Origin of the sequence: Pseudomonas chlororaphis (genome assembly GCA_001023535.1) — a bacterium.
Taxonomy (GTDB): Bacteria; Pseudomonadota; Gammaproteobacteria; order Pseudomonadales; family Pseudomonadaceae; genus Aquipseudomonas; species Aquipseudomonas chlororaphis_E.
Genome location: CP011020.1, coordinates 1,750,785 through 1,763,915 on the forward strand (window position 1 = coordinate 1,750,785; position 13,131 = coordinate 1,763,915).

The 13,131-nt window shown below is 62.5% G+C and carries 10 protein-coding genes; all 10 read left to right on the plus strand.

The window, feature by feature from the left end:
• Nucleotides 1-142: 142 nt before the first annotated feature.
• The 10 genes from VM99_07485 to VM99_07530 all read left to right on the plus strand — a co-directional run bounded on the left by VM99_07485 (nucleotide 143) and on the right by VM99_07530 (nucleotide 12,960).
• Entirely contained in the window at nucleotides 143-586 is a 444-nt protein-coding gene (locus VM99_07485; GenBank protein ID AKJ97906.1) for a molecular chaperone DnaK, read from the plus strand.
• 239 nt (nucleotides 587-825) lie between these two features.
• Nucleotides 826-1,716 (plus strand): glutamyl-Q tRNA(Asp) ligase, encoded by an 891-nt coding sequence (locus VM99_07490; protein ID AKJ97907.1) that lies wholly within the window; start codon nucleotides 826-828, stop codon nucleotides 1,714-1,716.
• 78 nt (nucleotides 1,717-1,794) lie between these two features.
• A complete protein-coding gene (locus VM99_07495; GenBank protein ID AKJ97908.1) occupies nucleotides 1,795-1,971 on the plus strand; it encodes an MFS transporter in 177 nt (58 codons plus the stop codon).
• On the plus strand, nucleotides 1,961-4,909 hold the full coding sequence (locus VM99_07500) for an ATPase (protein AKJ97909.1): 2,949 nt from the start codon (nucleotides 1,961-1,963) through the stop codon (nucleotides 4,907-4,909). The genes VM99_07495 and VM99_07500 overlap by 11 nt, the downstream gene beginning before the upstream one ends.
• A gap of 22 nt (nucleotides 4,910-4,931) precedes the next feature.
• Nucleotides 4,932-6,365 (plus strand): Fis family transcriptional regulator, encoded by a 1,434-nt coding sequence (locus VM99_07505; protein AKJ97910.1) that lies wholly within the window; start codon nucleotides 4,932-4,934, stop codon nucleotides 6,363-6,365.
• A 729-nt stretch (nucleotides 6,366-7,094) separates the two neighbouring features.
• Nucleotides 7,095-8,495: a poly(A) polymerase gene (locus VM99_07510; GenBank protein ID AKJ97911.1), complete on the plus strand. Its 1,401-nt coding sequence runs from the start codon at nucleotides 7,095-7,097 to the stop codon at nucleotides 8,493-8,495.
• Nucleotides 8,496-8,498: 3 nt separating this feature from the next.
• Nucleotides 8,499-8,984: a 2-amino-4-hydroxy-6-hydroxymethyldihydropteridine pyrophosphokinase gene (locus VM99_07515; GenBank protein ID AKJ97912.1), complete on the plus strand. Its 486-nt coding sequence runs from the start codon at nucleotides 8,499-8,501 to the stop codon at nucleotides 8,982-8,984.
• Between the two features lie 327 nt (nucleotides 8,985-9,311).
• Complete coding sequence (panB, locus tag VM99_07520; protein ID AKJ97913.1) at nucleotides 9,312-10,112, plus strand: 3-methyl-2-oxobutanoate hydroxymethyltransferase; 801 nt, start codon at nucleotides 9,312-9,314, stop codon at nucleotides 10,110-10,112.
• The gene (locus VM99_07525) at nucleotides 10,109-10,969 is read left to right on the plus strand and encodes a pantoate--beta-alanine ligase (GenBank protein AKJ97914.1); all 861 of its coding nucleotides are present in this window, start codon (nucleotides 10,109-10,111) and stop codon (nucleotides 10,967-10,969) included. The genes panB and VM99_07525 overlap by 4 nt, the downstream gene beginning before the upstream one ends.
• A gap of 326 nt (nucleotides 10,970-11,295) precedes the next feature.
• A complete protein-coding gene (locus VM99_07530; GenBank protein ID AKJ97915.1) occupies nucleotides 11,296-12,960 on the plus strand; it encodes a glucose-6-phosphate isomerase in 1,665 nt (554 codons plus the stop codon).
• The last annotated feature ends 171 nt before the right edge of the window (nucleotides 12,961-13,131 follow it).

Sequence of the window (13,131 nt, forward strand, 5' to 3'; positions counted from 1 at the left end):
CGCCCGCCGCAGGCTCGACAACCGGGAGTAGCGCGGCCCGATTCGATCTGGTAAGTTCGCCCGCTTGCAGCCGCAGGGCCGGCAGGTGTCGGTGATGGAGCAATCCTGCGTAGTGGATTACAAGAGTAGAGGCGGTCCATTCATGCCCACCCAAGCAAAGCAGAATCAAAACCAGTCGCTCAGCGGGTTTGAGCCGTACGTCCCGCAAGCGGGCGAAGAGTACATGGGCGCCCCCATGCGCGCGCACTTCACCAAGATCCTGAACAAGTGGAAACAGGACTTGATGCAAGAAGTCGATCGCACCGTGGATCACATGAAAGACGAAGCGGCCAACTTCCCCGACCCGGCCGACCGTGCCAGCCAGGAAGAAGAATTCAGCCTCGAACTGCGCGCCCGTGACCGTGAGCGCAAGCTCATCAAGAAAATCGACAAGACCCTGCAACTGATCGAAGACGAAGAATACGGTTGGTGCGAGTCCTGCGGCATCGAGATCGGCATTCGCCGCCTGGAAGCCCGACCGACCGCCGACCTGTGCATCGATTGCAAGACCCTGGCTGAAATCAAGGAAAAACAGGTCGGCAAGTAATTGCCCGGGCTGTTACAGAAAAACGGAGCGTTCATACGCTCCGTTTTTTGTTTCTGAAACCGACACGCCCTCTCGGACCTGGCGAAGTCCTGTGGGAGCGGGCTTGCTCGCGAAGAGGGCTGTATAGTTAGTACTGATATCGCTTGACACACCGCCTTCGCGAGCAAGCCCGCTCCCACAGACGGTCCGTGATTAAAAGACATATGCCTCTGCCAACCGGATCCAGCAACATTCTTCCCATGACTGCCACCTCTCCCTACATCGGCCGCTTCGCCCCCACCCCCAGCGGCCACCTGCACTTCGGTTCGCTGGTCGCCGCGCTGGCCTCGTACCTGGACGCCCGGGCCGTGGGCGGGCGCTGGTTACTGCGCATGGAAGACCTCGACCCGCCCCGTGAAGAGCCCGGTGCCCAGACGGCGATCCTGCGGGCACTGGAGCGCTACGGGTTTGAATGGGACGGCGAGATGGTGCGCCAGAGCGAGCGCCACGAGGCCTACCAGCACGTGATCAACCGGCTGTTCAGCCAAGGGCTGGCGTACGCCTGCACCTGCTCGCGCAAACAACTGGAAGCGTACCAGGGCATTTATCCAGGGCTTTGCCGCAATGCCGGGCACGACACCGAGGACGCTGCCATCCGCGTGCGTGTCCCGGAGCTCGAATACCACTTCACCGACCGGGTCCAGGGCCCGTTCCGCCAACACCTGGGCCGCGAGGCGGGCGACTTCGTGATCCGCCGCCGCGACGGGCTCTACGCCTATCAACTGGCCGTGGTGCTGGACGACGCCTGGCAAGGCGTGACCGATATCGTGCGCGGCGCCGACCTGCTGGACTCGACACCGCGCCAGTTGTACCTGCAAGAACTGCTCGGGCTGCCCCAACCGCGTTACCTGCACGTGCCATTGATCACCCAGCCTGACGGGCACAAACTGGGCAAGTCCTATCGCTCACCGCCGCTTTCGGCCGACCAGGCCACGCCGCTGCTGTTGCGGGCACTGCGCGCACTGGGCCAGCAACCGGGGCCCGAACTGGCCGACGCCAGCCCGCGGGAGTTGCTGGCCTGGGGCATGCGCCACTGGGATGCCGCGAGGATCCCGCGCACGCTGAACCTGCCGGAAGCGCAAATCCGTTGACGGCCCTTGCAGCCTGGCGCCCATCCGTTACCATCGCCGCACGTTTTCGGGCACGCGCATCAACATAGAGAGGCCGGGATGTACATCTATCGCTTGGTCCTGCTCCTGGTAGTGGGGATTTACCTGTTTTCCCCGGCCATCATGGATTGGTGGATCGACGCCACGGGTGCCTGGTATCGGCCCTATCTGCTCTGGCTGATCCTGATTGTCGTGACCTTCATCCTGCAGAGCCAAAAAGATGCCGATGAGCTTTAGCCTGACCCAGATGATCCTGATCAGCGCCGCCTACCTGGCCGTGCTGTTCAGCGTGGCCTGGGTCAGCGAACGGGGCATGATCCCCCGGGCGATCATCCGCCACCCGCTGACCTACACCTTGTCGCTGGGCGTCTATGCCAGCGCCTGGGCGTTCTACGGCACGGTCGGGCTGGCGTACCAGTACGGCTATGGCTTCCTGTCCAGCTACCTCGGCGTGTCGGGGGCGTTCCTGCTGGCGCCGGTGCTGCTTTACCCGATCCTGAAAATCACCCGCACCTACCAACTGTCATCATTGGCCGACCTGTTCGCCTTCCGCTTTCGCAGCACCTGGGCGGGCGCGCTGACCACGATCTTCATGCTGGTCGGGGTATTGCCATTGCTGGCCCTGCAAGTCCAGGCCGTCGCCGACTCCATCAGCATCCTCACCGGCGAACCGGTACAGCACCGCGTGGCCCTGAGCTTCTGCGGGCTGATTATCCTGTTCACGATCTTCTTCGGCTCCCGCCACATCGCCACTCGTGAGAAACACGAAGGTCTGGTGTTCGCGATCGCGTTCGAATCGGTGATCAAGCTGATCGCCATCGGCGGCGTCGGCCTCTACGCGTTGTACGGCGTATTCGACGGCCCGCAGCAACTGGAAATCTGGCTGCTGCAGAACCAGACCGCCCTCGCCGCCCTGCACACGCCCTTGCAGGAAGGCCCGTGGCGTACGCTGCTGCTGGTGTTCTTCGCGTCGGCGATCGTCATGCCGCACATGTACCACATGACCTTTACCGAAAACCTCAACCCACGCTCGCTGGTGAGCGCGAGCTGGGGCCTGCCGCTGTTCCTGTTGCTGATGAGCCTCGCGGTGCCTTTGATCCTGTGGGCCGGGCTGAAACTGGGGGCCAGCACCAACCCCGAATACTTCACCCTCGGCATCGGCATCGCCGCCAACAGCAAGGCCCTGGCCCTGCTGGCCTACGTCGGTGGCCTGTCGGCGGCCAGCGGCCTGATCATCGTCACCACGCTGGCACTGTCGGGGATGGCCCTCAATCACCTGGTGCTGCCGCTTTACCAGCCACCGGCCGAAGGTAACATCTACCGCTGGCTGAAATGGACGCGCCGGGCGCTGATCGTGGCGATCATCATGGCCGGCTACGGGTTCTACCTGATGCTGGGTGACGGCCAGGACCTGGCCAACCTGGGCATCGTCGCGTTCGTGGCCACCTTGCAGTTCCTGCCCGGGGTGCTGTCGGTGCTGTACTGGCCGACCGCCAACCGTCGCGGTTTCATTGCCGGGCTGCTGGCGGGCATCCTGGTGTGGCTGGTGGCCATGCTGTTGCCGCTGATGGGCAACCTGCAAGGCTTCTACATCCCGCTACTGAACATGATCTACGTGCTCGACGACACCAGTTGGCACATGGCGGCCATCGCCTCCCTGGCGGCGAACGTGCTGATGTTCACGCTGATTTCGCTGTTCACCAACGCCAGCAGCGAAGAAGCCAGCGCCGCCGAGGCCTGCGCCGTGGACAACGTCCGTCGCCCGCAACGGCGCGAGCTGCACGCCGCCTCGCCCCAGGAGTTCGCCACGCAACTGGCCAAGCCCCTGGGCGCCAAGGCCGCGCAAAAAGAAGTCGAACAGGCGCTGCGCGACCTCTACCTGCCCTTTGACGAACGGCGCCCGTATGCCTTGCGTCGCCTGCGCGACCGGATCGAAGCCAACCTCTCCGGCCTGATGGGCCCGAGCGTGGCCCAGGACATGGTCGAGACGTTCCTGCCCTACAAGGCCGGTGGCGAAAACTATGTCACCGAAGACATCCACTTCATCGAAAGCCGCCTTGAGGACTACCACTCGCGCCTCACCGGCCTGGCCGCCGAACTGGACGCCTTGCGCCGCTATCATCGCCAGACCCTGCAAGAGTTGCCGATGGGCGTGTGCTCCCTGGCCAAGGACCAAGAGATCCTGATGTGGAACAAGGCCATGGAAGAACTGACCGGGATCGCCGCCCAACGGGTGGTCGGCTCACGCCTGAGCACCCTCGGCGAGCCGTGGAAAGGTCTGCTGCAAGGCTTCATCGACCTGCCGGACGAACACTTGCACAAGCAACACCTGGCCTTGGACGGACAGACCCGCTGGCTGAACCTGCACAAGGCCGCGATCGACGAACCCCTGGCGCCCGGCAACAGCGGCCTGGTGCTGCTGGTGGAAGACCTGACCGACACCCAGATGCTCGAAGACAAGCTGGTCCACTCCGAACGCCTGGCCAGCATCGGCCGGCTGGCAGCCGGGGTGGCCCATGAGATCGGCAACCCGATCACCGGCATCGCCTGCCTGGCGCAGAACCTGCGCGAAGAGCGCGAGGACGACAGCGAGCTGACGGAAATCAGCGGGCAGATCCTTGAACAGACCAAGCGGGTGTCGCGCATCGTCCAGTCGCTGATGAGCTTTGCCCATGCCGGCGGCCACCAGCACAACGACGAGGCCGTCTGTCTGGCCGAAGTGGCCCAGGATGCCATTGGTCTGTTGGCCCTTAACCGGCGCAATTTCGAAGTGCAATTCTTCAACCTGTGCGATCCGGACCACTGGGTCGACGGCGATCCCCAGCGACTCGCCCAGGTACTGATCAACCTGCTGTCCAACGCCCGCGACGCCACGCCGGCGGGAAGCGCGGTGCGGGTCAGGAGCGAAGCCAGCGAACACACGATCGACCTGATCGTCGAAGACGAGGGCAGCGGTATCCCACAGAACATCATGGACCGATTGTTCGAACCCTTCTTCACCACCAAGGATCCTGGCGAAGGCACCGGTCTGGGCCTCGCACTGGTCTATTCCATCGTTGAAGAGCATTATGGACAAATCACCATCGACAGCCCGGCCGATGTACAGAGCCAACGCGGCACCCGTATCAGGGTGACCTTGCCGCGTCATGTCGAAGCGACGTCCGCTGTGAACTGAGACCGTCGAGAGAATCGAATCAATGCCGCACATTTTGATCGTCGAAGACGAAACAATTATCCGCTCCGCCTTGCGCCGCCTGCTGGAACGCAACCAGTACCAGGTCAGCGAAGCCGGTTCCGTGCAGGAAGCACAAGAACGTTTCAGCATTCCCACGTTTGACCTGATCGTCAGCGACCTGCGCCTGCCCGGCGCTCCCGGCACCGAGCTGATCAAGCTCGGCCAGGGCACGCCGGTTCTGATCATGACCAGCTACGCCAGCCTGCGCTCGGCGGTGGACTCCATGAAAATGGGCGCGGTGGACTACATCGCCAAGCCGTTCGACCATGACGAGATGCTCCAGGCCGTGGCCCGCATCCTGCGCGACCGACAGGCAGCGAGCAGCCATTCGTCGGAACCTGCCGGCAAGACCAGCACCGCCGTGAAAGGTGGCGCCAGCAACAGCAATGGCGAAATCGGCATCATCGGTTCCTGCCCACCGATGCAGGACCTGTACGGCAAAATCCGCAAAGTCGCGCCGACCGACTCCAATGTGCTGATCCAGGGCGAGTCCGGCACCGGCAAGGAACTGGTTGCCCGCGCCCTGCACAACCTGTCTCGTCGGGCCAAGGCACCGATGATCTCGGTGAACTGCGCGGCGATCCCGGAAAGCCTGATCGAATCCGAACTCTTCGGCCACGAGAAAGGCGCGTTCACCGGTGCCAGCGCCGGCCGCGCCGGGCTGGTGGAGGCGGCGGACGGCGGCACATTGTTCCTCGATGAAATCGGCGAGCTGCCACTGGAAGCCCAGGCGCGCTTGCTGCGGGTGCTCCAGGAAGGCGAGATTCGCCGGGTGGGCTCGGTGCAATCACAGAAAGTCGACGTACGCCTGATCGCGGCGACCCACCGAGACCTCAAGAGCCTGGCGAAGATCGGCCAGTTCCGTGAAGACCTGTATTACCGCCTGCACGTGATCGCCCTGAAACTGCCGCCCCTTCGCGAACGTGGCGCCGACGTCAACGAAATCGCCCAGGCCTTCCTCGCCCGCCAGAGCGCGCGCATCAATCGCACCGACCTCAAGTTCGCCCCGGACGCCGAACAGGCCATTCGTCATTACGCCTGGCCGGGTAACGTCCGAGAGCTGGAAAACGCCGTCGAGCGCGCGGTGATCCTGAGTGAGAGCCCGGAAATTTCCGCCGACTTGCTGGGCATCGACATCGAGCTGGGCGACCTGGACGACGAAGAGTTTATCGGCCTGGCCCCGCAGCACGGCGGTGCCGCCAACAACACCAGCCACGAGCCTACCGAGGACCTGTCCCTGGAAGACTACTTCCAGCATTTCGTCCTGGAACACCAGGACCACATGACCGAGACCGAACTGGCGCGCAAGCTGGGCGTCAGCCGCAAATGCCTGTGGGAACGCCGCCAACGCCTGGGCATCCCCCGGCGCAAGACCGGCGTGGCCAGCGAAAGCTGAAACTCGCCCCCACAAGAGATCACTGTCTACCAGTGCATGTGAAAAAACTGTTACCTCAGTTTTTTCACGTAACAGAAGCCGGGGTTTACGGTAACGAAACCCCGGCTTTTTTTCGCCCACGAAAAATGGCTATAACCATAGAACCCCCGGTTTCACTGGGCCACGCAAAAGTTGGCACGCACCCTGCTATAGCTTTGGTACAAGAACAATAACAAGCAATGCAAAAGACAATAAAAATAAGACGAATCGACTCACGCACAATAAAAACAAGACGGCGAGAGGCGCAGCTAACTGATTCTTTTGGAGAGGCGTTGTATTTGGGGCTTGCCCCACAACCAGGCCGAGAACAATAAAAACTGTCTCAAGACAGGTGCCTGAACTGGTTGGATCGGTTGATCACTGCAACACAGCGACCAAAGCAATCCGTTTGCTCTTGACTCCCGATTGGGAGCGTCACGAAGGGAAACCTCGTGGCACGGGCACTCAACAAAAACAAGAAGCCCGAAATCAATAATAAAAATAGAGCACGAAACTAATTCTGGGGGAGCTTAGGCTCCCCTTGTGGTTTCCGACGTTTCGCCCTCCCCCAAGCCTACAGGGCTTATCGTTCAAAGCTTGCAGCCAAATCTGCTGCGTCCTACACCATCCCTCGACTAAATGCTAGAATCCCCGCCCATCATGCGGTCAATTCTTCATTTTGGCCGAACATTCCTTCAAACAGTGCATCCCATGCTGAAGAAGCTGTTCCAGTCATTCCGTTCTCCCTTGCGTCGTACGCAACACATTCGCAGCACGCCTGAAGTGCTCAACATCGGCCAGCATTCGCTGCAAAAGGCCCAGTTCAGCCGTTATGCGGTGAACATCGTCGAACGCTTGCAGAACGCCGGCTACCAGGCTTACCTGGTCGGTGGCTGTGTGCGCGACATGCTGCTCAACATCACGCCCAAGGATTTCGACGTCGCCACCAGCGCCACGCCGGAGCAGGTCCGGGCCGAATTCCGCAACGCACGGATCATTGGCCGGCGCTTCAAGCTGGTCCATATCCATTTCGGGCGCGAAATCATCGAAGTGGCGACGTTCCGCGCCAACCACCCGCAAAACGACGAAGAAGAAGACAGCAACCAGTCTTCTCGCAACGAGAGCGGGCGCATCCTGCGCGACAACGTCTACGGCACCCTGGAAGAAGACGCGCAACGCCGCGACTTCACCATCAACGCCCTCTACTACGACCCGGTCAGCGAGCGCATCCTCGACTACGCCAATGGCGTGCACGACATCCGCAACCATCTGATCCGGTTGATCGGCGACCCCAGGCAGCGTTACCAGGAAGACCCGGTACGCATGCTGCGGGCCGTGCGTTTCGCCGCCAAGCTGAACTTCGGCATCGAAAAACACAGCGCCGCGCCGATTCGCGACCTGGCGCCGATGCTGCGGGAGATCCCTTCGGCGCGGTTGTTCGAGGAAGTGCTCAAGCTGTTCCTGTCGGGCAACGCCGCGGACACCTTCGAGATGCTGGTGGACCTGCAACTGTTCGATCCGCTGTTCCCGGCCAGTGCCGAGGCGCTGGAGCACAACCCGACCTACACCCACACCTTGATCAGCGAAGCCCTGATCAACACCGACCTGCGCATCAAGCAGAACAAACCGGTGACCCCGGCGTTCCTGTTCGCCGCCCTGCTCTGGCCAGCCTTGCCAGCACGGGTATTGCGCCTGCAAGACCGTGGCATGCCGCCGATTCCGGCGATGCAGGAAGCCGCCCACGAACTGATTGCCGAACAGTGCCAACGCATCGCGATTCCAAAACGCTTCACGATGCCGATCCGCGAGATCTGGGACATGCAGGAGCGCCTGCCACGGCGCAGCGGCAAACGCGCCGACCTGCTGCTGGACAACCCGCGGTTCCGCGCCGGCTACGACTTCTTGTTGCTGCGCGAAAGCGCTGGCGAGCAGACCGATGGCCTCGGCGAATGGTGGACCGATTACCAGGATGCCAACGACAGCGAACGCCGCGAGATGATCCGCGACCTCAGCGGCAAGGATGAAGCCGGCAGCGGCCCGCGCAAGCGGCGTCGCAGCGGGGGTGGTGCCAAGCGCAAGCGCGCCGGTGCTTCGAGCGAGTCGGGCGAGTAATCGATGGAACGCGTCTACATCGGCATGGGCAGCAACCTGGCCGAACCTGCCGAGCAACTGCGCAGTGCCCTCCAGGCCCTGGCGCAACTGCCCGATACCGAACTGGCAGGTGTCTCGTCGTTCTATCAAAGCGACTCGCTGTTGCCTGGGCAGCCGCGCTACACCAATGCGGTGGCGGCGCTGGACAGTCACCTGGCACCGCTGGACCTGCTCGACGCCCTGCAGGCCATCGAAACCGGCCAAGGTCGCGAGCGCCTGGAACGTTGGGGCCCGCGCACCCTGGACCTGGACATCCTGCTGTTCGGCGACCGCCTGATCGACGAGCCCCGCCTCAAAGTCCCGCATTACCACATGCAGGCCCGGGCGTTTGTCCTGTATCCACTGGCGGAACTGGCGCCCGCCGAGCTGCGCCTGGCCGATGGACGCTTGCTCCAGGACCTGCTTGCCGCTTGCCCGTTCGAAGGCCTGGAACGCCTAAAGCCTGTGTAACCCCCTTGTGGGAGCGAGCTTGCTCGCGCCCACAACTCAGGATCATTGCTGCCAGCTACGCCTCAGGCGTGGGGACCGGACAGTCACATCAGAAACGCCCCTCCTCGCTGAAACGCATCAGTAACCTCGGTAACACCCGCCGGTAACACATCCAATTGACTTCCCGGGTCCTCCTCACGACTATAGGCGTCCCATAGCCGCCAACGCGGCGTTTAAGGGCGCAATCCAGGCCTTACAAGCACCACGCATAAGAGGGTGCGCCTGTGTAAATGACGAATCATGCGCGTTACTAGCAGTAGTTCACGAGCGCCTGAAGAGGACTTTTTCATGCCAGCTATTACCCTGACCACGCTGCAAGGTCTCAAGCAAAAAGGCGAGAAAATCGCCATGCTGACCTGCTATGACGCCACCTTCGCCCACGCCTGCAACGAAGCCGGTGTCGAAGTGTTGCTGGTGGGCGATTCCCTCGGCATGGTGCTGCAAGGTCACGACAGCACGCTGCCGGTGACCACCGCCGACATGGCTTATCACGTGGCCGCCGTCAAACGCGGTAACACCGATGCACTGATCCTCGCCGACCTGCCATTCATGGCCTACGCCACCCTCGAACAAACCATGACCAACAGCGCCCAGCTGATGCAGGCCGGCGCGCACATGGTCAAGGTCGAAGGGGCCTTGTGGCTGGCCGACTCGATCCGGCTGCTGGCCGAACGTGGCATTCCGGTCTGCGCGCACTTGGGCCTGACGCCGCAGGCGGTGAACATCCTGGGCGGCTACAAGGTCCAGGGGCGCAATGAAAACCAGGCACGCCAGATGCGCGCCGATGCCATTGCCCTGGAACAGGCCGGCGCGGCGATGCTGCTGCTCGAGTGCGTGCCCAGCGAACTGGCGGAAGAAATCACCCAGGCAGTGAAGATCCCGGTGATCGGGATCGGTGCCGGTAACGCCACCGACGGCCAGGTGCTGGTGCTGCACGACATGCTCGGCTTGTCGCTCACCGGGCGCTCGCCCAAGTTCGTGAAGAACTTCATGGCCGGGCAAACCAGCATCCAGGCCGCCCTGGGCGCCTACGTAGCCGAAGTGAAGGCCGCGACTTTCCCGGGCGTCGAACACGGATTCTCCGCATGAACACCGTCAAAACCGTACGCGAACTGCGCGCCGCCGTGGCTCGCGCCCGCAGCGAAGGCAAACGCATCGCCTTCGTGCCGACCATGGGCAACCTGCACAGCGGCCACGTGGCGCTGGTGACCAAGGCGGGGCAACGGGCCGACTTCGTCGTGACGAGCATTTTCGTCAACCCGCTGCAATTCGGCGCCGGCGAAGACCTGGACAAGTACCCTCGTACCCTGGCGGCCGACCAGGAGAAACTGCTCCAGGCCGGCTGCCACCTGCTGTTCGCCCCCAGCGTCGAGGAGATGTACCCCGACGGCATGACCGGGCAGACCCGGGTCAGCGTCCCGCAGTTATCCGAAGGCCTGTGTGGCGCCAGCCGCCCCGGGCACTTCGAGGGCGTGGCAACGGTGGTCAGCAAGCTGTTCAACATGGTCCAGCCTGACATCGCGGTGTTTGGCCAGAAAGACTTCCAGCAACTGGCGGTGATCCGCGCGCTGGTCCATGACTTGAACATGCCGATCCAGATCATCGGCGAACCAACCGTGCGTGCCGACGACGGCCTGGCGCTGTCGTCGCGCAATGGCTTCCTCAGCGCCGAGCAACGCGCCGTCGCCCCTGTGGTTTATCGTGGCCTGAGCCAGATTGCCGAGGCCATCCGGAAGGGACAGCGCGATTACCCGGCGTTGGTCGCCGGGCAGATCCAGCAACTCCAAGCGGCAGGCCTGCGCCCCGACTACCTGGAAGTCCGCCACGCCCGAACCCTGCGCCCGGCCACCCAGGAAGATCGCGACCTGGTGATTCTGGTGGCCGCCTTCCTCGGGACCACCCGGTTGATCGACAACCTGCACCTGGACCTCGACGCGCCTCTCTGACCTACCCTGCTGTGGAAAGAGCCTACCCGCGAAAGCGGTGGATCCATCGGCTTCAATGCTGACTGAGCCACCGCCTTCGCGCGCCAGGCTCGCTCTCACGCAAGATCGTGGCACCGCACCCGCTCGTCGCCACCTCCCCAGCCCCGATGTATAAAAAAGTACCGCCCTGAGGTCTGACAAAGCCGAGACAGATCGCAACGCGAGGTTTACTGTAGTCGCCCTGCGTCCGGCGATCGTCCCGATGCAGTGTCCGGACGCCCGTCCCATGCCGCGCCGGCATTTTTAGTGTACAAAAGGTCGTTCAAGTAAAAAGGAAACCCGCAGCGATGGCGTACTACCGAACCCCTCATGACGTGACCGCTCTGCCCGCCTGGCAAGCGCTGAATGACCACCGCAAAGCCATGCAGGATTTCAGCATGCGCGAAGCGTTCAATGCCGACCCGCAGCGTTTCAACCAATTCACCCTGTCGAGCTGCGGCCTGTTTCTCGACTACTCGAAAAACCTGATCAACGCCCAGACCCGCGACCTGCTGGTCAGCCTGGCCAACGAAGTCGACCTCCAGGGCGCGATCAAGGCATTGTTCGAAGGCGAAATCGTCAACTCGTCCGAAGGCCGTCCGGCCCTGCACACCGCACTGCGCCGCCCAGTGGGCGACAAGCTGTCGGTCAACGGCGTCAACGTGATGCCGGAAGTCCACAAGGTGCTGAACCAGATCACCGACCTGGTAGGCCGCATCCACGACGGCCTGTGGCGTGGCTACACCGAGAAGCCGATCACCGACGTGGTGAACATCGGCATCGGTGGCTCGTTCCTCGGCCCGCAACTGGTGTCCGAAGCCCTGTTGTCCTACACGCACAAAGGCGTACGTTGCCACTACCTGGCAAACATCGACGGCAGCGAATTCCACGAACTGACCATGAAGCTGCGCGCCGAGACCACGCTGTTCATCGTCTCGTCGAAATCCTTCAACACCCTCGAAACCTTGAAGAACGCCCAGGCCGCTCGTTCCTGGTACCTCGCCCAGGGCGGTTCCGAGGCCGAGCTGTATCGCCACTTCATCGCGGTGTCGAGCAACAACGCCGCTGCCGTGGCCTTTGGTATCCGCGAAGAAAACATCTTCCCGATGTGGGACTGGGTCGGCGGGCGCTACTCGCTGTGGTCGGCCATCGGCCTGCCGATCGCCCTGGCCATCGGCATGTCCAACTTCAAGGAATTGCTCTCCGGGGCCTATTCCATGGACCAGCATTTCCAGAGCGCACCGTTCGAACAGAACATGCCGGTGCTGCTGGCCCTGCTGGGCGTGTGGTATGGCAACTTCTGGGGCGCGCAGAGCCACGCGATCCTGCCGTACGACCACTACCTGCGTAACATCACCAAGCACTTGCAACAGCTGGACATGGAGTCCAACGGCAAGAGCGTGCGCCAGGACGGCACCCCCGTGTCCACCGACACCGGGCCGGTGATCTGGGGGGGCGTCGGCTGCAACGGCCAGCATGCCTATCACCAGTTGTTGCACCAGGGCACGCAACTGATCCCGGCCGACTTCATCGTGCCGATCGTCAGCTTCAACCCGGTCGCCGACCATCACCAGTGGCTGTACGCCAACTGCCTGTCCCAGAGCCAGGCACTGATGCTGGGCAAGACCCGCGCCGAAGCCGAAGCCGAGCTGCGGGACAAGGGCGCGAGCGAAGAAGAGGTACAGAAACTGGCTTCCCACAAGGTGATCCCGGGCAACCGTCCGAGCAACACCCTGGTGGTCGAACGCATCAGCCCGCGGCGCCTGGGTGCGCTGGTGGCGTTGTATGAACACAAGGTGTTCGTGCAAAGCGTGGTCTGGGGCATCAACGCCTTCGATCAATGGGGCGTGGAGCTGGGCAAGGAATTGGGCAAAGGCGTGTACAACCGTCTGGTGGGCAGCGAAGAAAGCCCGGCGGAAGACGCTTCGACCCAAGGCCTGATCAACTACTTCCGCGGACGCCATCGCGGCTAACCCCCGAGGTTCGCATCCCCCTGTGGGAGCGAGCTTGCTCGCGAAGACGTTGTGTCAGTGGCCATTCATGTGCCTGACACCCCGCCTTCGCGAGCAAGCCCGCTCCCACAATGACTTCATGTACAGCTTGAACTCGATATTCGCTGGGCGCATCTTTAGGCTTGTCGCAAA